The 25,791-nt window shown below is 64.1% G+C and carries 34 protein-coding genes; 33 read left to right on the top strand and 1 reads right to left on the bottom strand.

Annotated features, from left to right (window positions below; translation table 11 throughout):
- Positions 1-319: 319 nt before the first annotated feature.
- Together ACQR1X_RS17300 and ACQR1X_RS17305 are read left to right on the top strand one after the other, a co-directional pair.
- Positions 320-2,383, top strand: a complete 2,064-nt coding sequence (locus ACQR1X_RS17300; protein ID WP_315800975.1) for an FAD-dependent oxidoreductase — start codon at positions 320-322, stop codon at positions 2,381-2,383.
- 86 nt (positions 2,384-2,469) lie between these two features.
- Positions 2,470-4,773: an ABC transporter ATP-binding protein gene (locus tag ACQR1X_RS17305; RefSeq protein WP_434899266.1), complete on the top strand. Its 2,304-nt coding sequence runs from the start codon at positions 2,470-2,472 to the stop codon at positions 4,771-4,773.
- Here ACQR1X_RS17305 and ACQR1X_RS17310 read toward each other — a convergent pair.
- Positions 4,722-5,933, bottom strand: coding sequence for an FAD-dependent oxidoreductase (locus ACQR1X_RS17310; RefSeq protein WP_434899267.1), 1,212 nt, complete (start codon positions 5,931-5,933; stop codon positions 4,722-4,724). The genes ACQR1X_RS17305 and ACQR1X_RS17310 overlap by 52 nt on opposite strands.
- Before the next feature lie 649 nt (positions 5,934-6,582).
- Between ACQR1X_RS17310 and rpsL the strand changes: the two genes are divergently transcribed.
- The 31 genes from rpsL (at position 6,583) to rplQ (ending at position 25,641) form a co-directional block, all read left to right on the top strand.
- Complete coding sequence (gene rpsL, locus ACQR1X_RS17315; protein ID WP_006611834.1) at positions 6,583-6,954, top strand: 30S ribosomal protein S12; 372 nt, start codon at positions 6,583-6,585, stop codon at positions 6,952-6,954.
- Positions 6,955-6,984: 30 nt separating this feature from the next.
- Positions 6,985-7,455 carry a 30S ribosomal protein S7 gene (gene rpsG / locus ACQR1X_RS17320; RefSeq protein ID WP_006611835.1) on the top strand — a complete coding sequence of 157 codons (471 nt, stop codon included), beginning with the start codon at positions 6,985-6,987 and terminating at the stop codon, positions 7,453-7,455.
- Positions 7,456-7,488: 33 nt separating this feature from the next.
- Entirely contained in the window at positions 7,489-9,561 is a 2,073-nt protein-coding gene (fusA, locus tag ACQR1X_RS17325) for an elongation factor G (RefSeq protein WP_316177107.1), read from the top strand.
- A 39-nt stretch (positions 9,562-9,600) separates the two neighbouring features.
- Positions 9,601-10,791: an elongation factor Tu gene (gene tuf, locus ACQR1X_RS17330; RefSeq protein ID WP_006611837.1), complete on the top strand. Its 1,191-nt coding sequence runs from the start codon at positions 9,601-9,603 to the stop codon at positions 10,789-10,791.
- A gap of 91 nt (positions 10,792-10,882) precedes the next feature.
- Positions 10,883-11,191, top strand: a complete 309-nt coding sequence (gene rpsJ / locus ACQR1X_RS17335) for a 30S ribosomal protein S10 (RefSeq protein WP_002712302.1) — start codon at positions 10,883-10,885, stop codon at positions 11,189-11,191.
- A gap of 57 nt (positions 11,192-11,248) precedes the next feature.
- Complete coding sequence (rplC, locus tag ACQR1X_RS17340) at positions 11,249-11,968, top strand: 50S ribosomal protein L3 (protein ID WP_006611838.1); 720 nt, start codon at positions 11,249-11,251, stop codon at positions 11,966-11,968.
- Entirely contained in the window at positions 11,969-12,589 is a 621-nt protein-coding gene (gene rplD, locus ACQR1X_RS17345; protein WP_006611839.1) for a 50S ribosomal protein L4, read from the top strand. It abuts the gene before it with no gap.
- The gene (locus tag ACQR1X_RS17350; RefSeq protein WP_172108066.1) at positions 12,586-12,885 is read left to right on the top strand and encodes a 50S ribosomal protein L23; all 300 of its coding nucleotides are present in this window, start codon (positions 12,586-12,588) and stop codon (positions 12,883-12,885) included. The genes rplD and ACQR1X_RS17350 overlap by 4 nt, the downstream gene beginning before the upstream one ends.
- Positions 12,886-12,897: 12 nt before the next feature.
- Positions 12,898-13,731, top strand: coding sequence for a 50S ribosomal protein L2 (gene rplB / locus ACQR1X_RS17355; protein WP_006611841.1), 834 nt, complete (start codon positions 12,898-12,900; stop codon positions 13,729-13,731).
- Positions 13,732-13,743: 12 nt separating this feature from the next.
- Positions 13,744-14,022: a 30S ribosomal protein S19 gene (gene rpsS / locus ACQR1X_RS17360; RefSeq protein ID WP_006611842.1), complete on the top strand. Its 279-nt coding sequence runs from the start codon at positions 13,744-13,746 to the stop codon at positions 14,020-14,022.
- Positions 14,023-14,032: 10 nt separating this feature from the next.
- Positions 14,033-14,413 carry a 50S ribosomal protein L22 gene (gene rplV, locus ACQR1X_RS17365; RefSeq protein ID WP_315714562.1) on the top strand — a complete coding sequence of 127 codons (381 nt, stop codon included), beginning with the start codon at positions 14,033-14,035 and terminating at the stop codon, positions 14,411-14,413.
- A 21-nt stretch (positions 14,414-14,434) separates the two neighbouring features.
- The gene (gene rpsC, locus ACQR1X_RS17370) at positions 14,435-15,145 is read left to right on the top strand and encodes a 30S ribosomal protein S3 (RefSeq protein ID WP_012045041.1); all 711 of its coding nucleotides are present in this window, start codon (positions 14,435-14,437) and stop codon (positions 15,143-15,145) included.
- A gap of 40 nt (positions 15,146-15,185) precedes the next feature.
- Entirely contained in the window at positions 15,186-15,599 is a 414-nt protein-coding gene (gene rplP, locus ACQR1X_RS17375) for a 50S ribosomal protein L16 (protein WP_008963467.1), read from the top strand.
- A gap of 5 nt (positions 15,600-15,604) precedes the next feature.
- Positions 15,605-15,811, top strand: a complete 207-nt coding sequence (gene rpmC / locus ACQR1X_RS17380; RefSeq protein ID WP_006611846.1) for a 50S ribosomal protein L29 — start codon at positions 15,605-15,607, stop codon at positions 15,809-15,811.
- 10 nt (positions 15,812-15,821) lie between these two features.
- Positions 15,822-16,070 carry a 30S ribosomal protein S17 gene (gene rpsQ, locus ACQR1X_RS17385; protein ID WP_015667612.1) on the top strand — a complete coding sequence of 83 codons (249 nt, stop codon included), beginning with the start codon at positions 15,822-15,824 and terminating at the stop codon, positions 16,068-16,070.
- A gap of 99 nt (positions 16,071-16,169) precedes the next feature.
- Entirely contained in the window at positions 16,170-16,538 is a 369-nt protein-coding gene (gene rplN, locus ACQR1X_RS17390) for a 50S ribosomal protein L14 (protein WP_006611848.1), read from the top strand.
- The gene (gene rplX / locus ACQR1X_RS17395) at positions 16,538-16,852 is read left to right on the top strand and encodes a 50S ribosomal protein L24 (protein ID WP_434899268.1); all 315 of its coding nucleotides are present in this window, start codon (positions 16,538-16,540) and stop codon (positions 16,850-16,852) included. The genes rplN and rplX overlap by 1 nt, the downstream gene beginning before the upstream one ends.
- On the top strand, positions 16,845-17,402 hold the full coding sequence (rplE, locus tag ACQR1X_RS17400; protein ID WP_315800971.1) for a 50S ribosomal protein L5: 558 nt from the start codon (positions 16,845-16,847) through the stop codon (positions 17,400-17,402). The genes rplX and rplE overlap by 8 nt, the downstream gene beginning before the upstream one ends.
- A 43-nt stretch (positions 17,403-17,445) precedes the next feature.
- A complete protein-coding gene (rpsN, locus tag ACQR1X_RS17405) occupies positions 17,446-17,751 on the top strand; it encodes a 30S ribosomal protein S14 (protein WP_434899269.1) in 306 nt (101 codons plus the stop codon).
- Between the two features lie 13 nt (positions 17,752-17,764).
- The gene (gene rpsH, locus ACQR1X_RS17410) at positions 17,765-18,163 is read left to right on the top strand and encodes a 30S ribosomal protein S8 (protein WP_315714559.1); all 399 of its coding nucleotides are present in this window, start codon (positions 17,765-17,767) and stop codon (positions 18,161-18,163) included.
- A gap of 13 nt (positions 18,164-18,176) precedes the next feature.
- Positions 18,177-18,710 carry a 50S ribosomal protein L6 gene (gene rplF, locus ACQR1X_RS17415; protein WP_315714558.1) on the top strand — a complete coding sequence of 178 codons (534 nt, stop codon included), beginning with the start codon at positions 18,177-18,179 and terminating at the stop codon, positions 18,708-18,710.
- An 11-nt stretch (positions 18,711-18,721) separates the two neighbouring features.
- On the top strand, positions 18,722-19,084 hold the full coding sequence (gene rplR / locus ACQR1X_RS17420; protein ID WP_006611854.1) for a 50S ribosomal protein L18: 363 nt from the start codon (positions 18,722-18,724) through the stop codon (positions 19,082-19,084).
- A gap of 48 nt (positions 19,085-19,132) precedes the next feature.
- Positions 19,133-19,705, top strand: a complete 573-nt coding sequence (gene rpsE, locus ACQR1X_RS17425; protein WP_006611855.1) for a 30S ribosomal protein S5 — start codon at positions 19,133-19,135, stop codon at positions 19,703-19,705.
- 44 nt (positions 19,706-19,749) lie between these two features.
- Positions 19,750-19,941: a 50S ribosomal protein L30 gene (gene rpmD / locus ACQR1X_RS17430; RefSeq protein ID WP_006611856.1), complete on the top strand. Its 192-nt coding sequence runs from the start codon at positions 19,750-19,752 to the stop codon at positions 19,939-19,941.
- Positions 19,942-19,952: 11 nt separating this feature from the next.
- Complete coding sequence (rplO, locus tag ACQR1X_RS17435) at positions 19,953-20,438, top strand: 50S ribosomal protein L15 (protein WP_009031841.1); 486 nt, start codon at positions 19,953-19,955, stop codon at positions 20,436-20,438.
- A gap of 156 nt (positions 20,439-20,594) precedes the next feature.
- Positions 20,595-21,929, top strand: coding sequence for a preprotein translocase subunit SecY (gene secY, locus ACQR1X_RS17440; RefSeq protein WP_315714557.1), 1,335 nt, complete (start codon positions 20,595-20,597; stop codon positions 21,927-21,929).
- Between the two features lie 84 nt (positions 21,930-22,013).
- Positions 22,014-22,883, top strand: coding sequence for an adenylate kinase (locus tag ACQR1X_RS17445; protein ID WP_316177111.1), 870 nt, complete (start codon positions 22,014-22,016; stop codon positions 22,881-22,883).
- Positions 22,884-23,078: 195 nt separating this feature from the next.
- Positions 23,079-23,447, top strand: a complete 369-nt coding sequence (gene rpsM, locus ACQR1X_RS17450) for a 30S ribosomal protein S13 (protein WP_315714555.1) — start codon at positions 23,079-23,081, stop codon at positions 23,445-23,447.
- Positions 23,448-23,576: 129 nt separating this feature from the next.
- The gene (rpsK, locus tag ACQR1X_RS17455; RefSeq protein ID WP_006611861.1) at positions 23,577-23,966 is read left to right on the top strand and encodes a 30S ribosomal protein S11; all 390 of its coding nucleotides are present in this window, start codon (positions 23,577-23,579) and stop codon (positions 23,964-23,966) included.
- A gap of 112 nt (positions 23,967-24,078) precedes the next feature.
- The gene (locus tag ACQR1X_RS17460) at positions 24,079-25,110 is read left to right on the top strand and encodes a DNA-directed RNA polymerase subunit alpha (protein ID WP_315800968.1); all 1,032 of its coding nucleotides are present in this window, start codon (positions 24,079-24,081) and stop codon (positions 25,108-25,110) included.
- A 117-nt stretch (positions 25,111-25,227) separates the two neighbouring features.
- Positions 25,228-25,641, top strand: coding sequence for a 50S ribosomal protein L17 (gene rplQ / locus ACQR1X_RS17465; RefSeq protein ID WP_006611863.1), 414 nt, complete (start codon positions 25,228-25,230; stop codon positions 25,639-25,641).
- Positions 25,642-25,791 lie beyond the last annotated feature (150 nt).

A 25,791-nucleotide genomic window follows, 5' to 3' on the forward strand; every position in this document is an offset into this window, starting at 1 on the left:
CCTGACGGTGTCGGGGTCTGCCGTGCGTTCATCACGCGTAGAAAAGGCCGGCGTTTGCCGGCCTTTTTTTGACATTTTCTTCTCCTGTTGCCGCGCTGCTGCCCCGTTGTTCATCTTCCCTTCAGGGACAGAGGCGCTTTTGGAAGCATCAGATCCGCTGAGCTGATTTCCGTCGACTCCCGTGGCGATGCGCCGATTTGCTCCGGCGCAAACCTTCTGCGGGCCGGGTAGGCTATGGCCGATCGAGCCCCGAGGGTGGCAGGACCCCTGATATGGACGACCGGCAACGTCGCTGACAGCCGGAGATGGCGGAACTTCGATGCTTGACCTTGCGATTGTTGGTGGCGGTCCGGGTGGCCTGATGAGCGCCTGGTATCTGAGGCGCAAACTCGGCGATCTCTGCAAGGTGACGATCTACGAGGCATCCGACCGGCTCGGCGGCAAGATCGTGACGCGCAAGTTCGATACCGCTCCGGCGATGTACGAGGCTGGTGTCGCAGAAATCTACGACTACTCGATGACCGGCCCTGATCCGCTGCGCGAGCTGATCCAGCATTTCGGGCTGCAGACGATTCCGATGGATGCGCTGCAGGTCCAGCTCGACGGCGAGCTGCTCGACGACGTGCCGGGGCTGCGCCGCAAATACGGGCCGAAGACGGCTGCCGCGGTCGAGGCGTTCCGCAAGCGCTGCACCGACGTGATGTCGCCGGTCGAATATTACGAGGGCGTCGGCGCCCACGACAACGAGCACCCCTGGGCCTACAAGACCTGCGAGGAGCTGCTCGATGAGGAGGTCGAGGATCCCACCGCCAAGCGCTTCTTCAAGGTGATGTCGCGCTCCGACCTCGCGACCGAGGCCCACAACACCAACGGCCTCAATGCGCTCAAGAACTTCGTGATGGATATCGACGACTATATCGGCCTGTACTCGATTCAGAACGGCAACGAGCAACTGATCGAGTGCCTGCGCTCCGAGGTCGATGCCGACATCCAGCTCAATCACCGCGTGCTCCGCATCGGCAAGACGGAGGCGGGCCGCTACCGGCTCAACATGATGAACGGCAAGGGGCCGGAGACGCGCGAGTTCGATCTCGTGCTGGTGTGCCTGCCGCATTCCTGGCTGTCGACGGTCGGCTGGGAGGGCGAGAAGCTGCGCCAGTCGATGATCAAGCACATCGCCTATTTCGATCGTCCCGCGCACTACCTGCGCGTCTCGATCCTGTTCGACGAGCCGTTCTGGGGCGAGAAGATTCCGGGCTCCTGGTTCATGTCTGAGGCGTTCGGCGGCTGCTGCATCTACAACGAGGGCTCGCGCCACGATGTCGGCAAGCACGGCGTGCTCAACTGGCTGATCGCAGGCTCGGATGCGCTCGCCTTCGCCAACCTGTCGGACCAGGAACTGATCGATGCCGCGCTGAAGTCGCTCCCGGCGGCGCTCGGCGACGCGCGCGCGCACTTCATGGAAGGCAAGATCCATCGCTGGCTGTCGTCCGTCAACGCGCTGCCCGGCGGTCTGCCGGTACGCGACGTCATGACCAATCACCGGCCTGAGCCGAAAGAGCACCCCGGCATCGTCGTGGTCGGTGACTACCTGTTCGATTCGACCTTGAACGGACTGCTCGATTCCTCGGACGCCGCCACCGACATCATCCTGACCGAAATGATGCGGCTGCGCCGCGTCCGCTCGCAGGCCGAGATGCCGCTGTCGGACAAGATCGACCGGGACTATTTCGACAATTATCGCGGGCAGGGGCCGTACAGCGAAGCGTGGTCGCAGTTCACCGATCCGGACTATCTGACCAGCCTGATCAAGATCGTCTGGAACCGGGCCGGCAAGGGCAAAGGCTACAAGCTCCTGGTCGCCGGCTCCGCGAGCGGTGAACTGGTGGGAGCGCTCCGCGAGCGCGGCATCGATGCCTGGGGCATCGAAAACAACCGCTACATCCACGGCAAGACGCCGAAGGCGCTCAAGAAGTACAACAAGCTCGGCTCGATCACGGACATGCCGTTCAAGACCGGCGAGTTCGATTTCGTGTTCGAGACCAGCCTCTGCCACCTCGGTGACAAGCAGGTTGCGCGCGCGATTCGCGAACTGAACCGCGTCGTCAAGACCGGCCTCGTGTTCGGCTCGATCACCTCGGACATGGCTCCGGCGCTCGTCGACCGCTACGACCTGCTGCGCGGGGTCAAGAAGCTCGGCACCTGGTGGGAGTGGTCGGAGCTGTTCTTCGGCAACGGCTTCGATCTTGCCATGCATCGCCGCGACTGCACCGACGAGGTGTGGGCCGCGACGCTCGCGGCCAACAAAGGCCCGGGCCAATGGTACGCCGACGCGGACAGCCTGCGTTACTCGTTCTTCGACAAGGTCGAGGACGAAGACTGAGGACGCTGGCCGCGGCGCCGTGCAGATGTTAAAGGCCTGACGCGCAAGGCTGGCGCGTCGTCGGCCACGCTGCTTCGGTTGGTTGCATGGCGCCCAAGAAACCAGAGTCCAAGTCAGGGTCGGGTCCGGCCTCCAAATCAGGCTCGAAGCGAGGCTCGAAATCCGGTTCGGCCTCGGCTGCGCCCGGTCAGACCGAAGACGATCGGATCGCTGGCGAACGAATTGCGGCTGCCGCCGGCGCCGCTGCCGAGATCGCAAAGCGGCTTTCCGGAACCGCCGCGACGCCAACGACACCCGAATCGCCGCCGGCAACTCAAGCACCGGCCGCCGCCCTGCCGCCGACCACCGAAGCGCTGCAGCCCTCCGAGCCGTTACTGGCCGGCACGCCGCCGGAGGCGACCAAGCCGGCACAGCCGCCAGAGCCGGCGCCGCCTTCAAAGCCGGCGCAGCCCTCAAAGCCGCCACAAGCCAGCAAGCCTGCGCCGCCGCCTTCCGACGATGATGACGACGAGGACGGCGAGGACGAGGACGACGATCTCGACGACGACGATGACGACGAAGACCTCGTCGTCTACACCGCGCGCGAGGCCGCCGGCGCGCTCGCCACCATCTACGGCTTCGTCTCGCCGCTGCTCGCGAAATACAAGAAGATGCTGGCCTTCGTTTCGATCGGCGTTCTGATCGAGACCCTGTTCAACGTCATCATGCCGCTCAGCCTCAAGTTCCTGATCGACGATGCGCTCGGCGAAGAGGATTTCGAGGCGCTCTATCGCATCCTCGGCGTGCTGGCGGTTGCAGGCATCGTCACCTCGATCATTGCCGTGCTCTACGAGCGCTGGGATGCGCGGCTGGCGGCTTGCGTCATCTCGGATGTCCGCACCCGGCTGTTCGACCACGTGCAGAACCTGCCGGCGGCCTATTTCCAGCGCACCAAGCGCGGCGAGATCCTGTCGCGCTTCTCGGTCGACATGTCGGCGTTCGAGAACGTCGTGAAGAGCTTCGCCAACAGCGCCGTGCTGCCGTTCCTCGAGCTGATTGCGGGCATCATTCTGATGCTGTTCCTGAACTGGCAGCTCGCTGCGATCGCGCTGCTGGTGTTTCCGATCACCCTGATCGGCCCGCGCATCCTGACGCCGAAGGCGGTTCAGGCCAATTACGAGCAGAAACTGAACGAAGCGTCGCTGCTCGGCGTGATCCAGGAGAACATCGCGGCGCAAGCCGTCATCAAGGCCTTCAGCCTGCACCGCAAGGTGTTCGGCTGGTTCAGCTTCCGCAACGACGCGGCGCGGCGCAAGATGGCCGATGCGATGTTCCTGTCGACCATGGTCGAGCGCACCGTCACGATCTCGGTGCTGCTGCTGCATCTCGTCGTGCTCGCTCTCGGCGCCTATCTCGCCACCAAGGGCCAGATCACGATCGGCACCTTCGTTACCTTCGAAAGCGCATTCTGGGAGGTGTCCTACAACATCGCCCATGTGATGCACTTCGTGCCGGTGTCGATCTCGTCGGCGGCCGCGATCCGGCACATGCAGGAGCTGCTGGACGAGCCGACCCGCGGTGCCGACCGGCCCGGCGCGCCGGATCTGCCCCGCATCAGCCACGACATCACCTTCGAGCGCGTGACCTTCCAGTACGAGGGTAGCCAGACGCCGGTGCTCGACAATCTGAGCCTCAAGCTCGACGTCGGCAAGCGGATCGCGATCGTCGGTCCGTCGGGCTCGGGCAAGAGCACGCTGCTCAACCTGATCCTGAGGCTCTATGTGCCCGATGAAGGCCGCGTCACCATCGACGGCGTCGACATCCGCAAGGTGACGCGCGATTCGCTGCGCGGCAGCATGGCCGTGGTGTTCCAGGAGAACATGCTGTTCAACATGTCGCTGCGGGAAAACATCCGGCTCGGCAAGGAGGGCGCCACCGACGCGGAGGTGGAGGAGGCGGCCAAGAAGGCCGAGATCCACCGCTACATCATGAGCCTGCCGCAGAAATACGACACCATCGTCGGTGAGCGCGGCGACACGCTGTCCGGTGGCCAGCGCCAGCGCATCGCGATCGCCCGCGCCATCATCCGCAACCCGTCCGTGCTGCTGCTCGACGAGGCGACCTCGGCGCTGGACCAGACCACGGAAGCCGCGATCAACCGCACCCTGCTCAAGGTGGCCAAGGGCCGCACCATGATCTGGTCGACCCACCGGCTGACCTCGGTGGTCGAGATGGACGAGATCATCGTCATCTCCGGCGGCCGGGCGATCGAGCGCGGTAGCCACGCCGAGCTCCTGGCGAAGAACGGGACCTATCGCAAGCTCTGGGACGACCAGGGCCATCAGCCGAGCCGGCTCGATCAGGCCGACGACGACAGCGATGATGAGGAGGATGACGATGACGAGGAATAGACGTTGAGCGGCGCATTGGTCTTCGTCAGCCGCTGCTGAATCCCGCGGCCGAGCGAGACCGCAAAGCGCGCCCAGCGTTGTGCCTGCCAATAGGGGCTGGCCCCGATCGAGACCGATCGGAAATTCCAGGCCTTGTCGAGCGACCACGCATCGCAGGCGATCTTGACCGGGTCGGCATAGAAGGCCGCGATCTTGGCCTCGCCCATGCCGTCAGTCGCCAGCCAGCGCGGAATGTGGACGTTGCAGAGGCGCTCGACGTCGGTGAACACCTTGTCGGAGCCGGTGCCGGTGACGGGGCAGGTGGTGCAGAAGGCATCGCCGACGAGCACGACGCCCGGCATGCGGTATCCAGTGTTGATGGTGAGGTCGGCGGGGCGGACCTTCACTTCCCCCCTCACGGCGTACGGGCCGGTGATCCGCCGCAGGCCGGGCAGGGCGGCAATCAGCGTTTCGACCGGGGCGCGCCGGATCGCCCGCAGCCAGGGGTCGTCCACCTCGCGATAGGCGAACAGGTTCGCCCGCATGCGCTCGCCGATCGGGAACAGGGTGATGTAGGGCACCCGCGCGTCGGCCCGCTCCTGGAAGTAGGTCATGGCCGGGAACGGGAAGGCGGCGCGGCCGGCCGGCGTCAGGTCGAACCCGATCGAGATCGAATGGGCGGGGCTGGTGATCTTGCGGGTGATTCCCAGCATGTGCCGCAGCCCAACGTTCAGCCCGTTGGCGAGCACGACGAGACGGGCGGAGATCGTCTGCCCGTTGGACAGCACGACCGACTGGCGATCCTCGCCTGGCGTGATCGCCACGGCCTTGGCGACGATTCGCGTCACGCGGCCGCGGATCTCGTCGCGCACGGCCGTCACCAGCGTGTCGTAAAGGATGCCGTATTGCGGGACCGGGGCCCGTTCGAGCACGTAGCCGAATCGGGCGATCCAGTTCTCCGGGGTCAGGGTGGCTTGGGTTAACGCCTTGTCGGCGATCCCGGTGCGACGGAATCGGCCGATCTGCCCGGCACCGGAGATCTTCTCGATTCGAAAGTCGGGCGGGGAGATCGCGTGGGGATCGACCAGAATCGCCGGGATGCCGGCACGCCCGAGCATGGCGGCCGTGATCGAGCCGGCCAAGCCGCCGCCAATGATCGCAATATCGGTATAGTCTGTCACGGGGCGCCTCGTCGTGGGCGCCATCCTTGTCGGCCAAAGCCAAAAAAAGCCTTATCTTCAATGTCTCTGGATATGTCCCTGGGTTGGAGAGGGGCTGGGCCGGCGCGGGCAGGGCTCTGCGGTCTACAGATACCTTAGGATGTAGGGGCGCGGTCGGAGCGGAAACTGCAGCGGCCAGAAGCGCTTCTTTGCGCGTCCTGCGGCGTCGTTTTGCTTGACTTGGATATTTACCGCTTATAAAAGGCCGGCACTCAACGACAGGCGGTGAGCTTCGCCAGCGTCGGTACGGATCACCCAGACCACCCGGAACAGGGCGGGACGGGCACCACCCTCGACGAATGCCGCTCAAACGCTGTCGATCATAGCTAGGCAATGCCAAAACGATATTAGATCTCTCGAGCTCGTTCTCTGGAGACCAATTTCGGATGCATGACCTCGGTAGGCCGCCCGCCAGCGCAAGCTGACTGGTGGTGATTGCGGTCCTCTGTGGCGTCAAGCGCTTTCCGTTCAGCGATGAACGGTTGGCGCGATTTCGTTTTGCGCGGGTTTTGATCGCGCGAAACGGCCCGGTGAGGCGGGGAACCTCGAACAGAATTTGCGGAAGCCGGTCGCGGTCTCCGTGCGAACGTTGAGAAGGGTGAAGGCCAAGATGCCGACGATCAACCAGCTGATCGCAAATCCGCGCGAAGTGCAGAAGTCGCGCAAGAAGGTGCCGGCGCTGCAGCAGTCGCCGCAGAAGCGTGGCGTTTGCACGCGCGTCTACACCACGACCCCGAAGAAGCCGAACTCGGCGCTTCGTAAGGTCGCCAAGGTGCGCCTGACCAACGGCTTCGAGGTGATCGGCTACATCCCGGGTGAAGGCCATAACCTGCAGGAGCACTCGGTGGTCATGATCCGTGGCGGCCGCGTCAAGGACTTGCCGGGCGTGCGCTACCACATCCTCCGCGGCGTGCTGGATACCCAGGGCGTCAAGAACCGTAAGCAGCGCCGTTCGAAGTACGGCGCGAAGCGTCCGAAGTAAGACGTTCGAGAGAAGCGGGAACAAGATCACATGTCGCGTCGCCATTCAGCCGAAAAGCGTGAAGTGCTTCCGGATCCGAAGTTCGGGAACATCATCGTCACCAAGTTCATGAACTCGGTGATGTACGCCGGCAAGAAGTCGGTCGCCGAAGGTATCGTCTACGGCGCGTTCGGCATCATCGAGGCCAAGACCAAGCAGAGCCCGCTGACGGTGTTCGAGCAGGCCCTCGAAAACGTCATGCCGACCATCGAGGTCCGCTCCCGCCGCGTCGGCGGCGCGACCTACCAGGTGCCGGTCGAGGTTCGTTCGACCCGCCGGCAGGCGCTGGGCATCCGCTGGCTGATCTCGGCCGCGCGCGACCGCAACGAGAAGACGATGACCGAGCGGCTTTCGGCGGAGCTGCTCGACGCCTCGAACAATCGGGGTAACGCCGTGAAGAAGCGTGAAGACGTGCACCGGATGGCGGAAGCCAACCGCGCCTTCTCGCACTACCGCTGGTAACAGCGGCCCGAACGGAAATCAGGGAACACCTTCATGCCCCGCCAACATGCCATCGAGGACTACCGTAACTTCGGTATCATGGCGCATATCGACGCCGGTAAGACCACGACGACCGAGCGCATCCTCTATTACACCGGCAAGAGCCACAAGATCGGCGAAGTGCACGAAGGTGCCGCGACGATGGACTGGATGGAGCAGGAGCAGGAGCGTGGCATCACGATTACCTCGGCTGCCACCACCGCGTTCTGGAACGGCAAGCGCCTGAACATCATCGACACCCCTGGCCACGTCGACTTCACCATCGAGGTCGAGCGTTCGCTTCGCGTGCTCGACGGCGCCGTGTGCGTGCTCGACTCCAACCAGGGCGTCGAGCCGCAGACCGAGACCGTCTGGCGCCAGGGCGACAAGTACAAGGTGCCGCGCATCGTCTTCGCCAACAAGATGGACAAGACCGGCGCCGACTTCTTCAAGTGCTTGGCCGACATCGTCGACCGCCTGGGCGCGAAGCCGGTTGCGATCCAGCTGCCGATCGGTGCTGAGAACAACTTCAAGGGCTGCATCGACCTCGTGACCATGAAGGCGATCGTCTGGAACGACGAGGCGCTCGGCGCGAAGTTCGACTACGCCGAGATCCCGGCTGATCTGGCCGATCAGGCCAAGGAATATCGCGAGAAGCTGGTGGAAGCCGCCGTCGAGCTCGATGACGACGCGCTCACCGCGTTCCTGGACGGCAAGGAGCCGGACGAGGCGACCCTGAAGCGCCTGATCCGCAAGGCCGTGCTGACCGGTGCGTTCTATCCGGTGCTGTGTGGCTCGGCCTTCAAGAACAAGGGCGTGCAGCCCCTGCTCGACGCCGTTGTCGACTATCTGCCGTCGCCGCTCGACGTGCCCGCGATCAAGGGCACCGACGACAAGGGCAACGAGGTCGTGCGCAAGGCGGACGACAAGGAGCCGCTGGCGCTGCTCGCGTTCAAGATCATGGACGACCCGTTCGTCGGCACCATCACCTTCTGCCGCATCTATTCGGGCATCCTGACCTCGGGTACCGGCGTCGTGAACTCGACCCGCGAGAAGAAGGAGCGCATCGGCCGCATGCTGCTGATGCATGCGAACAATCGCGAGGACATCAAGGAAGCCTATGCCGGCGACATCGTCGCCCTCGCAGGCCTCAAGGAAGCCCGCACCGGTGACACGCTGTGCGATCCGTCCAACCAGGTGATCCTGGAAAAGATGGAATTCCCGGAGCCGGTCATCGAGATCGCGATCGAGCCGAAGTCGAAGGCCGACCAGGAGAAGCTCGGCGTCGCCTTGGCGAAGCTGGCCGCGGAAGATCCGTCCTTCCGCGTCTCGACCGATCACGAGTCGGGCCAGACCATCCTCAAGGGCATGGGCGAGCTCCATCTCGACATCAAGGTCGACATTCTGAAGCGTACCTACAAGGTCGATGCGAACATCGGCGCGCCGCAGGTGGCGTTCCGTGAGCGCATCACCAAGCCGGCCAATGTGGACTACACCCACAAGAAGCAGACCGGCGGCACCGGCCAGTTCGCGGCCGTGAGCCTCGTGGTCGAGCCGAACGAGCCGGGTGGCGGCTACGTGTTCGAGTCCAAGATCGTCGGCGGTGCGGTTCCGAAGGAATACATCCCGGGCGTCGAGAAGGGCATCGAGAGCGTGCTCGGCGCGGGCGTGGTCGCCGGCTTCCCGGTGGTCGACGTCAAGGTGGCGCTGGTCGACGGCAAGTATCACGACGTCGACTCGTCGGCGCTGGCCTTCGAAATCGCCTCTCGCGCGGCTTTCCGCGAGGCGCTGCAGAAGGGCAAGTCGGTTCTGCTCGAGCCGATCATGAAGGTCGAGGTGGTGACCCCGGAAGACTACACCGGCTCGGTCATCGGCGACCTGAACTCGCGTCGTGGCCAGATCCAGGGCCAGGACATGCGCGGCAATGCCAACGTCATCAACGCGATGGTGCCGCTCATGAACATGTTCGGTTACGTGAACAACCTGCGCTCCATGAGCCAGGGCCGCGCGACCTTCACGATGCAGTTCTCGCACTACGCTGAAGCGCCGGCCAACGTGTCGGCCGAAGTCCAGAAGAAGTTTGCCTGATTGTCGTTAGCTCAAGTTAGCGACTGAACGGAGAGTCAAATGGCCAAAGCTAAGTTTGAACGTAACAAGCCCCACTGCAACATCGGCACCATCGGTCACGTCGACCACGGCAAGACCTCGCTGACGGCTGCAATCACCAAGATCCTGGCCGAGACGGGCGGTGCGACGTTCACTGCCTACGACCAGATCGACAAGGCGCCGGAAGAGAAGGCTCGCGGCATCACCATCTCGACCGCTCACGTCGAGTACGAGACCAAGAACCGCCACTACGCGCACGTCGACTGCCCCGGCCACGCCGACTACGTGAAGAACATGATCACCGGCGCCGCGCAGATGGACGGCGCGATCCTGGTCGTGTCGGCCGCTGACGGCCCGATGCCGCAGACCCGCGAGCACATCCTGCTCGCCCGCCAGGTCGGCGTGCCGGCGCTGGTCGTGTTCCTCAACAAGTGCGACATGGTCGACGATCCGGAGCTGCTCGAGCTCGTCGAGCTCGAGGTCCGCGAGCTGCTCTCGAAGTACGAGTTCCCGGGCGACAAGATCCCGATCATCAAGGGCTCGGCGCTCGCCGCTCTGGAAGATTCGGACAAGAAGCTCGGCCACGACGCCATCCTCGAGCTGATGCGCAATGTCGACGAGTACATTCCGCAGCCGGAGCGTCCGATCGATCAGCCCTTCCTGATGCCGGTCGAAGACGTGTTCTCGATCTCGGGCCGCGGCACCGTCGTGACCGGCCGTGTCGAGCGCGGCATCATCAAGGTCGGTGAGGAAATCGAGATCGTCGGCATCCGTCCGACCCAGAAGACCACCGTCACCGGCGTTGAAATGTTCCGCAAGCTGCTCGATCAGGGCCAGGCGGGCGACAACATCGGTGCGCTGCTCCGCGGCACCAAGCGCGAGGACGTCGAGCGCGGCCAGGTGCTGTGCAAGCCGGGTTCGGTCAAGCCGCACACCAAGTTCAAGGCTGAGGCGTACATCCTCACCAAGGAGGAGGGTGGCCGTCACACGCCGTTCTTCACCAACTATCGTCCGCAGTTCTACTTCCGCACGACCGACGTGACCGGCGTCGTTCACCTGCCGGAAGGCACCGAGATGGTGATGCCGGGCGACAACATCGCGATGGAAGTGCACCTGATCGTGCCGATCGCGATGGAGGAGAAGCTGCGCTTCGCCATCCGCGAGGGCGGCCGCACCGTCGGCGCCGGCGTCGTCGCCTCGATCATCGAGTAACAACAGCGAATAGGGAATGGCGGGTGGCGAATGGAGATTATCCATTCGCCGTTCGCTACTCGCCACTCACTACTCACAGAAAGATACGGCAATGAACGGCCAAAATATCCGCATCCGTCTCAAGGCGTTTGACCATCGTATCCTCGATACGTCGACGCGCGAGATCGTCAACACGGCGAAACGGACCGGCGCGCAGGTTCGCGGACCCATTCCGCTGCCGACCCGCATCGAGAAGTTCACCGTGAACCGTTCGCCGCACGTCGACAAGAAGAGCCGCGAGCAGTTCGAGATGCGCACCCACAAGCGCCTGCTCGACATCGTCGATCCGACCCCGCAGACCGTCGATGCTCTCATGAAGCTCGACCTGGCCGCCGGCGTCGACGTCGAGATCAAGCTCTAAGTTTTTGGATTCACGTTCGCCCCATCGCGGACATAGAGAAGAACAGGAAGCACGCCGATGCGCTCCGGAGTGATCGCACAAAAGGTCGGGATGACGCGGGTCTTCACGGAGACCGGCGAACATATCCCCGTGACCGTGCTGAAGCTCGGCAATTGCCAGGTGGTCGGTCACCGCACCACCGAGAAGAACGGCTACGTCGCGCTGCAGCTCGGCAGCGGCAGCCGCAAGACGGTCTACATGCCGAAGGCGGAGCGCGGCCAGTTCGCGGTCGCCAAGGTCGAGCCGAAGCGCAAGCTCGCCGAATTCCGTGTCAGCGAGGATTCGCTGATCCCGGTCGGCGCGGAGATCCAGGCCGACCACTTCGTCGTCGGCCAGTTCGTCGACGTCACCGGCACCTCGGTCGGTAAGGGCTTCGCCGGCGGCATGAAGCGCTGGAATTTCGGCGGTCTGCGCGCCACGCACGGTGTGTCGATCTCGCACCGTTCGATCGGTTCGACCGGTGGCCGTCAGGACCCCGGCAAGACCTGGAAGAACAAGAAGATGCCCGGTCACATGGGTGTCGATCGCATCACCACGCTGAACCTGCGTGTGGTGCAGACGGATGTCGAGCGCGGCCTGATCCTGGTGGAAGGCGCGGTGCCCGGCTCCAAGGGTGGCTGGATCTCGGTGCGCGACGCCGTCAAGAAGCCGCTGCCGAAGGAAGCGCCGAAGCCCGGCAAGTTCAAGGTCGCGGGTGAGCAGGCTGCCGAAGCGCCGGCCGTGCAGGAGGGCGCATAAATGGAACTGAAAGTCACCACGCTCGAGGGCAAGGAAGCCGGCTCCGTCCAGCTGTCCGACGCCATCTTTGGTCTGGAGCCGCGCGCCGACATCATTCAGCGCTGCGTCCAGTGGCAGCTGAACAAGCGCCAGGCCGGCACGCACAAGGCCAAGGGCCGCGCCGAGATCTGGCGCACCGGCAAGAAGATGTACAAGCAGAAGGGCACCGGCGGTGCTCGTCACGGCTCGGCCCGCGTGCCGCAGTTCCGTGGCGGCGGTCGCGCCTTCGGTCCGGTCGTGCGCTCGCATGCGACCGACCTGCCGAAGAAGGTCCGTGCGCTGGCGCTGAAGCATGCGCTGTCGGCCAAGGCCAAGGACGGTGATCTGGTCGTCCTGGAGAACGCCACCCTCGAGGCAGCGAAGACCAAGGCGTTGATCGGTCATTTCTCCGGTCTCGGCCTGACCAACGCGCTGATCATCGACGGCGCCGAGCTGCATAACGGCTTCGCCGCTGCGGCCCGCAACATCCCGAACCTGGACGTGCTGCCGATCCAGGGCATCAACGTCTACGACATCCTGCGCCGTCAGAAGCTCGTGCTGACCAAGGCGGCGATCGATGCGCTGGAGGCGCGCTTCAAATGAAGACCATCGATCCGCGCCACTACGACATCATCATCGCGCCGGTCGTGACCGAGAAGGCGACGTTTGCCTCCGAGCACAACAAGGTTCTGTTCAAGGTGGCCGCAAAGGCGACCAAGCCGCAGATCAAGGAAGCGATCGAGAAGCTGTTCGACGTCAAGGTCAAGAGCGTGAACACGCTCGTCCGCAAGGGCAAGACCAAGGTGTTCCGCGGCAATTTCGGTTCGCAATCGGACAGCAAGCGCGCGATCGTGACCCTCGAAGAGGGCCACCGCATCGACGTGACCACCGGACTGTAAGGCTGAGCTGCCATGGCACTGAAGACATTCAATCCCACGACGCCCGGCCAGCGCCAGCTGGTGATGGTCGATCGTTCGGCCCTCTACAAGGGCAAGCCGGTCAAGGCGCTGACCGAAGGCAAGCAGTCGAGCGGCGGTCGCAACAACACCGGCCGCATCACGGTTCGCTTCCTCGGCGGCGGCCACAAGCAGTCGTACCGCACGGTCGACTTCAAGCGCGACAAGGTCGACGTTCCCGCGACCGTCGAGCGCCTGGAGTATGATCCGAACCGGACCGCCTTCATCGCCCTGGTCAAGTATCAGGACGGCGAGCTCGCCTACATCCTGGCGCCGCAGCGCCTGGCGGTCGGCGACACCATCGTCGCCGGCAACTATGTCGACGTGAAGCCGGGCAACGTCATGCCGCTGGGCAACATGCCGGTCGGCACGATCGTGCACAACATCGAGGTCAAGATCGGGAAGGGCGGCCAGCTCGCACGTTCGGCCGGCACCTACGCCCAGATCGTCGGCCGCGACCAGGACTACGTGATTGTCCGCCTGAACTCGGGCGAGCAGCGTCTGGTGCATGGCCGCTGCCGCGGCACCATCGGTGCGGTGTCGAACCCGGACCACATGAACACCTCGATCGGCAAGGCCGGCCGCAAGCGTTGGATGGGCCGTAGGCCTCACAACCGCGGCGTCGCGATGAACCCGATCGACCATCCGCACGGCGGCGGCGAAGGCCGTACCTCGGGCGGTCGTCACCCGGTCACTCCGTGGGGCAAGCCTACCAAGGGCAAGAAGACCCGCACCAACAAGTCGACCGATAAATTCATTCTCTTGAGCCGCCACAAGCGGAAGAAGTAAGGAACGACGGACATGGTTCGTTCAGTCTGGAAAGGCCCGTTCGTCGAAGCCTCGCTGCTCAAGAAGGCAGATGCGGCGCGCGCGTCCGGCCGTCACGACGTCATCAAGATCTGGAGCCGCCGCTCGACCATCCTGCCGCAGTTCGTCGGCCTGACGTTCGGCGTCTACAACGGCCAGAAGCACGTGCCGGTGGCGATCAACGAAGAGATGGTCGGCCACAAGTTCGGTGAGTTTTCGCCGACCCGCACCTTCCACGGCCATTCGGGCGATAAGAAAGCCAAGAAGGCTTGAGGATTAAGCGATGAGCAAACCAAAGCGCGAACGGAGCCTCCCCGAAAACGAGGCCAAGGCTGTGGCCCGGATGCTTCGGGTGAGCCCGCAGAAGCTGAACCTGGTGGCGCAGATGATCCGCGGCCGCAAGGCGTCGGCCGCCCTCGCCGACCTGCAGTTCTCGCGCAAGCGGATTGCGGTCGACGTCAAGAAGTGCCTGGAATCGGCGATCGCCAATGCCGAGAACAATCACGAGCTCGAGGTCGACGATCTCGTCGTCTCGCAGGCTTTCGTCGGCAAGGGAATCGTGATGAAGCGTTTCTCGCCGCGCGGCCGTGGCCGTTCGGGCCGAGTTTTCAAACCGTTTTCGCAGCTGACGATCATTGTGCGTCAGGTCGAGGCGAGCGCTTAAAGCAGGCGCTGGGAGAATACGATGGGTCAAAAGATCAATCCGATCGGTCTGCGTCTCGGCATCAACCGGACCTGGGATTCGCGCTGGTTCGCCGGCAAGGCCGAGTACGGCAAGCTGCTGCATGAAGACGTCAAGATCCGCGAGATCCTGCACAAGGAGCTCAAGCAGGCGGCCGTCGCCCGCATCGTGATCGAGCGTCCGCACAAGAAGTGCCGCGTCACGATCCACTCGGCGCGTCCGGGCGTCGTGATCGGCAAGAAGGGCGCCGACATCGACAAGCTGCGCAAGCGCGTCGCCGACATCACCTCGTCGGACGTCGTCATCAACATCGTCGAGATCCGCAAGCCGGAGCTCGATGCCACGCTGGTCGCCGAATCGATCGCGCAGCAGCTCGAGCGTCGCGTTGCGTTCCGCCGCGCCATGAAGCGCGCCGTGCAGTCGGCGATGCGTCTCGGCGCCGAGGGCATCCGCATCAACTGCTCGGGTCGTCTGGGCGGCGCGGAAATCGCCCGCATGGAGTGGTATCGTGAGGGCCGGGTGCCGCTGCACACGCTGCGCGCCGACATCGACTACGGTGTGGCCACCGCGTTCACCACCTTCGGCACCTGCGGCGTGAAGGTCTGGATCTTCAAGGGCGAGATCCTCGAGCACGATCCGATGGCACAGGACAAGCGGATGAACGAAGGCGGCGGCGAGAGCTCGCAGCCCCGGTCGCGCCGCGACGCGGCCTGATCGATCAGCCGCGACAAGACAGGTTTGAGGGCTCAAAGCCATGATGCAACCAAAGAAGACCAAGTTCCGAAAGGCGCATAAGGGCCGTATCCACGGCGTTGCGTCCTCGGGCGCGACGCTGGCCTTCGGCCAGTTCGGGCTGAAGGCGATGGAGCCGGATCGCGTCACCGCGCGCCAGATCGAGGCCGCTCGTCGTGCCTTGACCCGTCACATGAAGCGCGCCGGCCGCGTCTGGATTCGCGTGTTCCCGGATCTTCCGGTGTCGAAGAAGCCGGCCGAGGTCCGCATGGGCTCCGGCAAGGGCTCGCCGGAATTGTGGGTGGCCCGCGTCAAGCCGGGCCGGGTGATGTTCGAGATCGACGGCGTGAGCAACCAGATCGCGCGCGAGGCGCTGCTGCTGGCGGCCGCCAAGCTGCCGATCAAGACGCGCTTCGTCGAACGCATTGCGGAGTAATGGTCATGGCCGAGATGAAGATTGCCGACATTCGCGCGATGAGCCCCGACCAGATGGACGATGCGATCGTCAATCTGAAGAAGGAGCGCTTCAACCTGCGCTTCCAGCGTGCCACCGGGCAGCTGGAGAATACCGCGCGGCTGCGTGAGGCGCGCCGCGACATCGCCCGTATCAAGACCATCGCCGCGCAGCAGCGCGCCAAGACGAAGTAAGAGGCTCGACATGCCGAAACGGACCCTTCAGGGCGTCGTCGTCAGCGACAAGCAGGCCAAGACGATCGTTGTGCGCGTCGACCGGCGCTTCACCCACCCGATCTACAAGAAGACCATCCGCCGCTCGAAGAACTACCACGCGCACGACGAGAACAACGAGTTCAAGCCGGGCGACATGGTGTGGATCGAGGAGAGCAAGCCGATCTCGAAGCTCAAGCGCTGGACCGTGATCCGGGGCGAGCACAAGAAAACCGCCTGAGGCGCGAGACGCGGCCCTGTCAAAGGGGCCGGTTTCGCTTTCGGGATCAAACAAGGCGCAGCTTTCCTGCGCAGCAGATGAAGAGGACGAGGTGCATCAATGATTCAGATGCAGACCAACCTCGACGTGGCCGATAATTCCGGCGCACGCCGTGTCATGTGTATCAAGGTGCTGGGTGGCTCGAAGCGCCGCTACGCCACCGTCGGCGACATCATCGTGGTGTCGATCAAGGAAGCCATTCCGCGTGGCAAGGTGAAGAAGGGCGACGTCATGAAGGCCGTCGTGGTGCGCGTCCGCAAGGACATCCGCCGCGCCGACGGCTCGGTGATCCGCTTCGACCGCAACGCGGCCGTTCTGATCAACAACCAGTCGGAGCCGGTCGGCACCCGTATCTTCGGGCCGGTGCCGCGCGAGCTGCGCGCCAAGAACCACATGAAGATCATTTCGCTCGCGCCGGAGGTGCTGTGATGGCTGCCAAGATCCGCAAGGGCGACAAGGTGATCGTCCTGACCGGTCGCGACAAGGGTCGCACCGGCGAGGTGTTCGAGGTGCGTCCCGACGCCGGCACGGCGTTGGTGCGCGGCATCAACCTGGTGAAGCGTCACCAGAAGCAGACGCAGAACCAGGAGGGCGGCATCATCTCCAAGGAGGCGCCGATCAACCTGTCTAACGTCGCGTATGTCGGCAAGGACGGCAAGCCGACGCGCGTTGGATTCAAGATTCAGGCGGACGGCAAGAAGGTCCGCGTTGCCAAGAGCTCGGGAGTTGAGATCGATGGCTGAGACCGCTTACACCCCGCGCCTGCGCGAGGAATATGATCGCAAGATCAAGAGCCAGCTGACCGAGAAGTTCGGCTACGCCAACGTCATGCAGGTGCCGCGGCTCGACAAGGTCGTGCTGAACATGGGCATCGGCGAGGCGGTTAACGACCGCAAGAAGGCGGAGACGGCGGCGGCCGACCTGTCGCTGATCGCCGGCCAGAAGGCGGTCGTGACCTATTCGCGCGTCGCCATCGCGACCTTCAAGCTGCGTGAGAACCAGCCGATCGGCTGCAAGGTCACCTTGCGCAAGACCAAGATGTACGAGTTCATCGACCGCCTGATCAACGTCGCGCTGCCGCGCGTCCGCGACTTCCGCGGCCTGAACCCGAAGAGCTTCGACGGCCGGGGCAACTATTCGCTGGGCATCAAGGAGCACATCATTTTCCCCGAGATCGACTTCGACAAGGCCGGGGAGAGCTGGGGCATGGACATCACGGTGTGCACCACCGCGACGACCGACGACGAGGCTCGTGCCCTTCTGACCGCATTCAATTTCCCGTTCCGGCAGTGAGACGCTGAACAGCCTCTCAAACGCGGATACCCAGGAGCCAAGCATGGCAAAGAAGAGTTCAGTCGAGAAGAACAACCGGCGCAAGCGGATGGCGAAGAACGCCGCCCCGAAGCGCGCCCGGTTGAAGGCGATCATCGCCGACAAGTCCAAGCCGATGGAGGAGCGCTTTGCCGCGACCCTGAAGCTGGCCGAGATGCCGCGCAACTCGTCGGCCACCCGCATCCGCAACCGGTGCGAGCTGACCGGCCGTCCGCGGTCGAACTATCGCAAGAACAAGCTGAGCCGCATCGCATTGCGCGAGCTCGGGTCGAAGGGCCTGGTTCCGGGCCTCGTGAAGTCGAGCTGGTAAGGAGGATCGCACCATGTCAACGCACGATCCCATCAGCGATCTGATCACCCGCATCCGCAACGCGCAGATGCGCTCGAAGTCGAAGGTCTCGACTCCCGGCTCCAAGATGCGCGCCAGCGTGCTCGAGGTGCTGAAGTCCGAAGGCTACATCCGCGGCTATGCCACGCTGGAGCATCCGTCGGGCCGCAGCGAGATCGAGATCGAGCTGAAATATTTCGACGGCGAGCCCGTGATCCGCGAGATCGAGCGCGTCTCCAAGCCCGGCCGCCGCGTCTACACCTCGGTGAAGAACCTGCCGCGCGTGAACAACGGGCTCGGAATTTCTGTTTTGTCGACGCCGAAGGGAATCATGGCCGACCATAGCGCGCGTGACGCGAATGTCGGCGGTGAAGTTCTCTTCACGGTGTTCTAAGAGGGATTGAGCCATGTCACGTATTGGCAAGAAGCCTGTGGCGGTGCCGTCCGGAGTGACGGCCTCCGTCGACGGACAGACCGTCAAGATGAAGGGGCCGAAGGGTCAGCTTCAGTTCATCGTCCATGACGACGTGGACGTGAAGTTCGAGAACGGCCAGGTCAAGGTCGCTCCGCGTTCCGAGACCAAGCGCGCTCGGTCGCTGTACGGCACCGCGCGCGCCCAGATCGCCAACCTGGTCGAAGGCGTGACCAAGGGCTTCGAGAAGAAGCTCGAGATCACCGGCGTCGGCTACCGCGCCGCGATGCAGGGCAAGAACCTGCAGCTCGCGCTCGGCTACAGCCACGATGTCGTCTACCAGATCCCGGAGGGCATCACGATCGCGGTGCCGAAGCCGACCGAGATCACGGTCACGGGCATCGACCCGCAGCGCGTCGGCCAGGTGGCCGCCGAGATCCGCGCCTACCGGCCGCCGGAGCCCTACAAGGGCAAGGGCGTGAAGTACGCGGGTGAATTCATCTTCCGCAAGGAAGGCAAGAAGAAGTAACGGAGCCGGACATGTCGAGAGCAAAGGTTACGAATGCCCGGCGCAAGCAGCGCGTGAGGCTGTCGCTGCGCCGCTCCGCCGGCGGCCGTCCACGCCTGTCGGTGTTCCGTTCGTCGAAGCACATCTACGCTCAGGTCATCGACGATCAGAAGGGCGAGACGCTCGCCTCCGCGTCGTCGATGGAGAAGGAGATGCGCTCGGCCGGCAACACCGGTGCCGACATCGATGCGGCGAAGGCGGTGGGCAAGCTGCTCGCCGAGCGCGCGGTGAAGGCGGGGATCAAGGAAGTCGTGTTCGATCGCGGCGGCTATCTCTATCACGGTCGTGTCAAGGCCCTGGCCGACGCGGCGCGCGAGAGCGGGCTGAGCTTCTAACATCAATGGATATGGGCGCGAGAGCCCCTCAGAAGATTGGATAGCACCATGGCAGGTGAACGGGAACGAGGCGGTCGCGATCGCAAGGAGCGCGAGGAGCGCGACAGCGAGTTCGTCGACAAGCTCGTCCACATCAACCGAGTCGCGAAGGTCGTGAAGGGCGGTAAGCGCTTCGGCTTTGCGGCGCTCGTCGTGATCGGCGATCAGAAGGGCCGGGTCGGCTTCGGCCACGGCAAGGCGCGCGAAGTGCCGGAGGCGATCCGCAAGGCGACGGACTCCGCCAAGCGCAACCTGACCCGCGTCGCGCTGCGCGAGGGCCGGACCCTGCACCACGACATCTTCGGTCGTCACGGTGCGGGCCGCGTCTATCTGCGTGCGGCTCCGGCCGGCACCGGCATCATCGCCGGCGGCCCGATGCGCGCCGTGTTCGAGACGCTGGGCATCCAGGACGTGGTGGCGAAGTCGATCGGCTCGTCCAACCCGTACAACATGGTGCGCGCGACCTTCAACGCGCTGAAGCACCAGGATTCACCGCGCTCGGTTGCCGCGCGCCGCAACATCAAGGTGTCGACCCTGCAGGCCCGCCGCGTCGGTGGCGATGCTGAGGCAGCTGCCGACTAACGAACGCGCGCCGCCTCTGGCCGGCGCATCTCGGAGTGAAGACCATGGCTAGCGCCAAGACGATCAAGATCGAGCAGATCGGCAGCCCGATCCGCCGGCATCACTCGCAGCGCGAGACGCTGATCGGGTTGAAGCTCAACAAGATCGGCCGCGTGACCGAACTGCCGGATACGCCGGCGGTCCGCGGCATGATCACCAAGGTTCATCATCTCGTCCGCATCGTCGACGAGAAGTAAGGAGAAGGGCGATGAAGCTCAGCGATATCGCCGACAACGCCGGCGCGCGCAAGAAGCGCATGCGCGTCGGCCGCGGCATCGGCTCCGGCAAGGGCAAGACCTCGGGCCGTGGCGGCAAGGGCCAGACCGCGCGCTCCGGCGTGCGCATCAAGGGCTTCGAAGGCGGTCAGATGCCGATGCATCGCCGTCTGCCGAAGCGCGGCTTCAACAACATCTTCGCGCTCGATTTCGTCGAGATCAATCTCGACCGGATCCAGCAGGCGATCGATGCCAAGAAGCTCGATGCCGGCAGCGTGATCAACGCCGAGTCCCTCGTGAAGTCCGGTGCGCTGCGCCGCGCCAAGGACGGCGTGCGTCTGCTCGGCCGCGGCGAGCTCAAGGCCAAGATCAACATCGAGGTGCATGGTGCCTCGAAGTCGGCGATCGCGGCGGTCGAGAAGGCCGGCGGCACCGTCAAGCTCCTGGCGCCAGCCAAGGACGAAGGCGAGGCGGCGTAACATCTGCGTCATTGCCCTGCTGCCGGCTTGTGCTGGAGAGGGCAGGGCAATGGACAGAACGCGCTCGCGTACCAGATAATATCCGACGTCTGCCCAAGCCTCGCGAGCCCTCGCGGGGCTGATGCGGTCAAGAAGGGCGGCGGGAGAAAGCTAGACATGGCCTCAGCAGCGGAACAACTGGCGGCAAACCTCAATTTCGGCGCGCTCGCGAAGGCCGATGAGCTGAAGAAGCGCATCTGGTTCACCCTCGGCGCGCTGCTGGTCTACCGCCTCGGCACCTACATTCCGCTGCCCGGCATCGACCCGAACATCTGGGACTCGGTGTTCCGCACCCAGGCCGGCGGCATTCTCGGCATGTTCAACATGTTCGCCGGCGGCGGCATCCACCGCATGGCGATCTTCGCGCTGAACATCATGCCGTACATCTCGGCATCGATCATCATTCAGCTGCTCACTACCGTCTCGCCCCAGCTCGAAGCCCTCAAGAAAGAGGGTGAGGCTGGCCGCAAGATGCTGAACCAGTACACCCGCTATCTGACGGTGATCCTGGCTGCCGTGCAGTCCTACGGCATCGCCGTCGGCCTCGAAGGCGCCGGCAACGTCGTCGCCGATCCCGGCCTGTTCTTCCGCCTCTCGACCGCGATCACGCTGACCGGCGGCACCATGTTCCTGATGTGGCTCGGCGAGCAGATCACCTCGCGCGGCATCGGCAACGGCATCTCGCTGATCATCCTGTCCGGCATCGTCGCGGAGCTGCCCTCTGCACTCGCCAACATGCTGGAACTCGGCCGCCAGGGCGCGCTGTCGACCGGCCTGATCCTGATCGTCATCGTGATGGCGGTTGCCGTGATCGCCTTCATCGTGTTCGTGGAGCGCGCCCAGCGCCGGCTCCTGATCCAGTATCCGAAGCGCCAGGTCGGCAACAAGATGTTCGAGGGCCAGTCCTCGCATCTGCCGCTGAAGCTGAACACATCGGGCGTGATCCCGCCGATCTTCGCCTCGTCGCTGCTGCTGCTGCCGACCACGGTCGCCAATTTCAACGCCGGCAAGGGACCCGAGTGGTTCCAGTGGATCACCACCCAGCTCGGCCACGGCCGGCCGCTGTTCCTGGTGCTGTATCTGGCGCTGATTCTGTTCTTCGCCTTCTTCTACACCGCGATCGTGTTCAACCCGACCGAGACCGCCGACAATCTGAAGAAGCATGGCGGCTTCATCCCGGGCATCAGGCCGGGCGAGCGCACCGCGGAATATATCGATTACGTGCTGTCGCGGATCACCGTGCTCGGCGCCATCTATCTGGCGATCGTGTGTCTGATCCCGGAAATTCTGATTTCCTACGCTTCCGTCCCGTTCTACTTTGGTGGCACTTCGCTTCTGATCGTGGTCAGCGTTACGATGGATACCGTGGCGCAGGTTCAGGGTTATCTGCTCGCCCATCAGTATGAGGGGCTGATCAGGAAGTCGAAGTTGCGGGGGCGCCGCCGCGGATAGCGGCGGATCGCGGCCCGGGAACTACCAAGCCAAGAACAAGGTGTGCGGGAGGGTCGCTCACCGTGTGCCGGGGGGCGAAATTCGATGAGACTCATTCTTCTGGGGCCGCCCGGTTCGGGCAAGGGGACGCAGGCGCAGCGCCTGGTCCAGCAATACGGCATCGTTCAGCTGTCGACCGGCGACATGCTGCGCGCCGCGGTCGCCGCTCAGACGCCGATCGGGCTCAAGGCCAAGGACATCATGGCGGCGGGCGGTCTGGTGCCTGACGAGGTCGTGGTCGGCATTATCGCGGACCGGATCGAGCAGCCGGACGCTGCCAATGGCTTCATCCTTGACGGCTTCCCGCGCACGGTGCCGCAGGCGGAGGCGCTGGATGCGCTGCTGAAGCAGAAGCAGATGAAGCTCGACGCGGTGATCGAGCTCCGCGTCAACGAGGGCGTTCTGCTCGAGCGCGTCGAGCGCCGGGCCGCCGAGACCCGCGCGCGCGGCGAGGCCGTGCGGGCCGACGATACGCCGGAGGTCCTCACCAAGCGCCTCGCCAGCTACCGCGACCAGACCGAGCCTCTGATCCACTATTATTCGGACCACCGGATGCTGGCGACCGTCGACGGCATGATGCCGATCGAGCAGGTCACCGAGGAGATCGGACGGATCCTGGCCGCCGTCGGTAACACCGGCGGCAGCCGGGCGGCGAAGAAGGCGAGCCCGGCCAAGCGCAGTGCCAAGGCTGCGGGGAAGACCGCGCCGGCCAAATCGGCCAAGAAGGTCGCTAAAAAGGCTCCGAAGGCGCCTGCGCCGACGAAAAAGGCCGCAAAGACAGCCAAAAAGGGAGCAAAGGCGGCCCCCAAGAAAGCCTCCAAGGCCTCGAAGAAGGCTCCCAAGCTCGCTGCCAAGGCGGCCAAGGGAACCCGGAAAACCTCTGCAAAGGCTGCAAAAAAGCGCGCCAAGAGGTGATCGAATCTTGTAGGGGCGGTTGACGACCGCCGTGTGAATCCATTAATAAGCCCGCATCCAAGTCGGATGGTTTTCCAAAGATGCCGGGCCCCACGAATCGAGGGGTGGGCGTCTTGTTCGCGTTTGCGGACGCCTGCCCGAGATAGCGAGAACGAAGGCCGGTCCATCCTGGGATCGGTGACAGGAGAGAAGTCCGTGGCCCGTATTGCCGGTGTCAACATCCCGACCAACAAGCGCGTTCTGATCGCGCTCCAGTATATCCATGGCATCGGCCCGAAGATCGCGGGCGAGATCATTGACAAGGTCAAGATCGCCGAGGATCGTCGCGTCAACCAGCTGAGCGACCAGGAAGTCCTGCAGATCCGCGAAATCATCGACCGCGACTACGTCGTCGAGGGCGACCTGCGGCGCGAGACCGGCATCAACATCAAGCGTCTGATGGACCTCGGCTGCTATCGCGGCCTGCGCCATCGCCGCGGTCTGCCGGTGCGCGGCCAGCGCACCCACACCAATGCGCGCACGCGCAAGGGACCGGCCAAGGCGATTGCCGGCAAGAAGAAGTAATCTGGCGAACTGCTGATGGCGGGTGGCGGATAGGGGCGATCCCTATTCGCTACTCGCTATTCACCATTCGCCTTTCTGGTGTAGCCGCTGGCACTACGGCGGCGTTGAGATCTCGAGAAAGGTACTTATATGGCCAAGGAAGCCGCACGCGTCCGCCGTCGTGAGCGCAAGAACATCGCCTCCGGCGTCGCCCACGTGAATTCGTCGTTCAACAACACCACCATCACCATCACCGATGCGCAGGGCAACACCATTGCCTGGTCGTCGGCCGGCACGATGGGGTTCAAGGGATCGCGCAAGTCGACCCCGTATGCCGCGCAGGTCGCGGCGGAGGACGTGTCCAAGAAGGCTCAGGAACACGGCATGCGCACCCTCGAGGTCGAGGTTGCCGGCCCTGGCTCCGGCCGTGAATCGGCGCTCCGTGCGCTGCAGGCTGCGGGTTTCACCGTCACCTCGATCCGCGACGTGACGACGATCCCGCACAATGGTTGCCGCCCGCGCAAGCGTCGGCGCGTCTAATCTGAAAGAGGCGGACAGCATGTCCGCCTCGTCGTGCTTTTGAGACATTTCGACTGCCGCGATCTGAAGCGCGGTTCTCCAACGCCAGTCAGTCAGATCCCATGACTGGCCCATGGGTGAAACAGTGACGATCCAGAAGAATTGGCAAGAATTGATTCGGCCGAACAAGCTCCAGGTCACGCCGGGCTCCGACGCGACCCGTTTCGCCACCGTGGTTGCCGAGCCGCTGGAGCGCGGTTTCGGCCAGACGCTCGGCAATGCGCTGCGCCGCATCCTGCTGTCGTCGCTGCAGGGCGCCGCTGTGCAGTCGGTGCACATCGACGGCGTGCTGCACGAGTTCTCCTCGATCGCCGGTGTCCGCGAGGACGTCACCGACATCGTGCTGAACATCAAGGACATCGCGATCAAGATGCAGGGCGAAGGCCCGAAGCGGATGGTCGTGAAGAAGCAGGGTCCGGGCGCGGTCACCGCCGGCGACATCCAGACCGTCGGCGATATCGTCGTTCTGAACCCCGACCTGCAGCTCTGCACTCTGGACGAGGGCGCCGAGATCCGCATGGAGTTCACGGTCGCGACCGGCAAGGGCTATGTCGCCGCCGATCGTAACCGTCCCGAGGACGCGCCGATCGGCCTGATCCCGGTCGACAGCCTGTTCTCTCCGGTCCGCAAGGTCTCCTACAAGGTCGAGAACACCCGCGAGGGCCAGATCCTCGACTACGACAAGCTGACCATGACGATCGAGACCAACGGCGCGATCTCGCCGGAGGACGCGGTGGCCTATGCCGCGCGCATCCTGCAGGATCAGCTCAACGTGTTCGTCAACTTCGAAGAGCCGCGCAAGGAAGTCGCTCAGGAGATCATCCCGGACCTCGCCTTCAACCCGGCCTTCCTCAAGAAGGTGGACGAGCTCGAGCTGTCGGTGCGTTCGGCGAACTGCCTGAAGAACGACAACATCGTCTATATCGGCGACCTCGTGCAGAAGTCGGAAGCGGAAATGCTGCGCACCCCGAACTTCGGCCGCAAATCGCTGAACGAGATCAAGGAAGTGCTGGCCCAGATGGGTCTGCATCTCGGCATGGAAGTGCCCGGCTGGCCGCCGGAGAACATCGACGAGCTGGCCAAGCGCTTCGAGGATCACTACTGAGCGGAGGGCGGGTAGGGTCCTACCCGCCACCGTAACCACCCGGGCGAACGCAGGCAGCCCACCTGAGCAACATGTCCGACGAACCGTCGCGGCAGATTGAAATGAAGGACTAACACTATGCGTCACGGCAAGGTTCATCGGAAGCTCAACCGCACCGCCGAGCACCGCAAGGCGATGTTCGCTAACATGTGCGCCGCGCTGATCAAGCACGAGCAGATCGTCACCACGCTGCCGAAGGCCAAGGAGCTGCGGCCGATCGTCGAGAAGCTCGTCACCCTCGGCAAGAAGGGCGGACTCGCGCTGCGCCGTCAGGCGATCGCCGAGATGCGCGACGTCGACCAGGTCAAGAAGCTGTTCGACGTGCTGGCGCCCCGCTACAAGGACCGCAACGGCGGCTACACCCGCATCATCAAGGCCGGCTTCCGCTACGGCGACAACGCCGCGATGGCCGTGATCGAGTTCGTCGACCGCGACGTCGATGCCAAGGGGCAGGATTCCGGCCCGGTGCAGGAAACCTCGGAAGCCGCGTAAGCGGCGATCCGACCGGAGTTTTCAGAACGGCGCCTTCGGGCGCCGTTTTCGTTTGAGGGTGGTCGCTTCTAGGGTGGGCAAAGACGGGTCGACGCCGTCGCCTCGCACGTGCTCTTGGCGGCGCCGCGCCCGCCATCTCACCGAGAATTC

Origin of the sequence: Bradyrhizobium sp. HKCCYLRH3073 (assembly GCF_051167995.1) — a bacterium.
Taxonomy (GTDB): domain Bacteria; phylum Pseudomonadota; class Alphaproteobacteria; order Rhizobiales; family Xanthobacteraceae; genus Bradyrhizobium.

What these genes read in the sequence shown, in the direction of transcription:
- ACQR1X_RS17300 (WP_315800975.1), top strand. Translation starts at nt 320, where the DNA reads ATGCTTGACCTTGCGATTGTTGGTGGCGGTCCGGGTGGCCTGATGAGC.
- ACQR1X_RS17305 (WP_434899266.1), top strand. Translation starts at nt 2,470, where the DNA reads ATGGCGCCCAAGAAACCAGAGTCCAAGTCAGGGTCGGGTCCGGCCTCC.
- rpsL (WP_006611834.1), top strand. Translation starts at nt 6,583, where the DNA reads ATGCCGACGATCAACCAGCTGATCGCAAATCCGCGCGAAGTGCAGAAG.
- rpsG (WP_006611835.1), top strand. Translation starts at nt 6,985, where the DNA reads ATGTCGCGTCGCCATTCAGCCGAAAAGCGTGAAGTGCTTCCGGATCCG.
- fusA (WP_316177107.1), top strand. Translation starts at nt 7,489, where the DNA reads ATGCCCCGCCAACATGCCATCGAGGACTACCGTAACTTCGGTATCATG.
- tuf (WP_006611837.1), top strand. Translation starts at nt 9,601, where the DNA reads ATGGCCAAAGCTAAGTTTGAACGTAACAAGCCCCACTGCAACATCGGC.
- rpsJ (WP_002712302.1), top strand. Translation starts at nt 10,883, where the DNA reads ATGAACGGCCAAAATATCCGCATCCGTCTCAAGGCGTTTGACCATCGT.
- rplC (WP_006611838.1), top strand. Translation starts at nt 11,249, where the DNA reads ATGCGCTCCGGAGTGATCGCACAAAAGGTCGGGATGACGCGGGTCTTC.
- rplD (WP_006611839.1), top strand. Translation starts at nt 11,969, where the DNA reads ATGGAACTGAAAGTCACCACGCTCGAGGGCAAGGAAGCCGGCTCCGTC.
- ACQR1X_RS17350 (WP_172108066.1), top strand. Translation starts at nt 12,586, where the DNA reads ATGAAGACCATCGATCCGCGCCACTACGACATCATCATCGCGCCGGTC.
- rplB (WP_006611841.1), top strand. Translation starts at nt 12,898, where the DNA reads ATGGCACTGAAGACATTCAATCCCACGACGCCCGGCCAGCGCCAGCTG.
- rpsS (WP_006611842.1), top strand. Translation starts at nt 13,744, where the DNA reads ATGGTTCGTTCAGTCTGGAAAGGCCCGTTCGTCGAAGCCTCGCTGCTC.
- rplV (WP_315714562.1), top strand. Translation starts at nt 14,033, where the DNA reads ATGAGCAAACCAAAGCGCGAACGGAGCCTCCCCGAAAACGAGGCCAAG.
- rpsC (WP_012045041.1), top strand. Translation starts at nt 14,435, where the DNA reads ATGGGTCAAAAGATCAATCCGATCGGTCTGCGTCTCGGCATCAACCGG.
- rplP (WP_008963467.1), top strand. Translation starts at nt 15,186, where the DNA reads ATGATGCAACCAAAGAAGACCAAGTTCCGAAAGGCGCATAAGGGCCGT.
- rpmC (WP_006611846.1), top strand. Translation starts at nt 15,605, where the DNA reads ATGGCCGAGATGAAGATTGCCGACATTCGCGCGATGAGCCCCGACCAG.
- rpsQ (WP_015667612.1), top strand. Translation starts at nt 15,822, where the DNA reads ATGCCGAAACGGACCCTTCAGGGCGTCGTCGTCAGCGACAAGCAGGCC.
- rplN (WP_006611848.1), top strand. Translation starts at nt 16,170, where the DNA reads ATGATTCAGATGCAGACCAACCTCGACGTGGCCGATAATTCCGGCGCA.
- rplX (WP_434899268.1), top strand. Translation starts at nt 16,538, where the DNA reads ATGGCTGCCAAGATCCGCAAGGGCGACAAGGTGATCGTCCTGACCGGT.
- rplE (WP_315800971.1), top strand. Translation starts at nt 16,845, where the DNA reads ATGGCTGAGACCGCTTACACCCCGCGCCTGCGCGAGGAATATGATCGC.
- rpsN (WP_434899269.1), top strand. Translation starts at nt 17,446, where the DNA reads ATGGCAAAGAAGAGTTCAGTCGAGAAGAACAACCGGCGCAAGCGGATG.
- rpsH (WP_315714559.1), top strand. Translation starts at nt 17,765, where the DNA reads ATGTCAACGCACGATCCCATCAGCGATCTGATCACCCGCATCCGCAAC.
- rplF (WP_315714558.1), top strand. Translation starts at nt 18,177, where the DNA reads ATGTCACGTATTGGCAAGAAGCCTGTGGCGGTGCCGTCCGGAGTGACG.
- rplR (WP_006611854.1), top strand. Translation starts at nt 18,722, where the DNA reads ATGTCGAGAGCAAAGGTTACGAATGCCCGGCGCAAGCAGCGCGTGAGG.
- rpsE (WP_006611855.1), top strand. Translation starts at nt 19,133, where the DNA reads ATGGCAGGTGAACGGGAACGAGGCGGTCGCGATCGCAAGGAGCGCGAG.
- rpmD (WP_006611856.1), top strand. Translation starts at nt 19,750, where the DNA reads ATGGCTAGCGCCAAGACGATCAAGATCGAGCAGATCGGCAGCCCGATC.
- rplO (WP_009031841.1), top strand. Translation starts at nt 19,953, where the DNA reads ATGAAGCTCAGCGATATCGCCGACAACGCCGGCGCGCGCAAGAAGCGC.
- secY (WP_315714557.1), top strand. Translation starts at nt 20,595, where the DNA reads ATGGCCTCAGCAGCGGAACAACTGGCGGCAAACCTCAATTTCGGCGCG.
- ACQR1X_RS17445 (WP_316177111.1), top strand. Translation starts at nt 22,014, where the DNA reads ATGAGACTCATTCTTCTGGGGCCGCCCGGTTCGGGCAAGGGGACGCAG.
- rpsK (WP_006611861.1), top strand. Translation starts at nt 23,577, where the DNA reads ATGGCCAAGGAAGCCGCACGCGTCCGCCGTCGTGAGCGCAAGAACATC.
- ACQR1X_RS17460 (WP_315800968.1), top strand. Translation starts at nt 24,079, where the DNA reads ATGGGTGAAACAGTGACGATCCAGAAGAATTGGCAAGAATTGATTCGG.
- rplQ (WP_006611863.1), top strand. Translation starts at nt 25,228, where the DNA reads ATGCGTCACGGCAAGGTTCATCGGAAGCTCAACCGCACCGCCGAGCAC.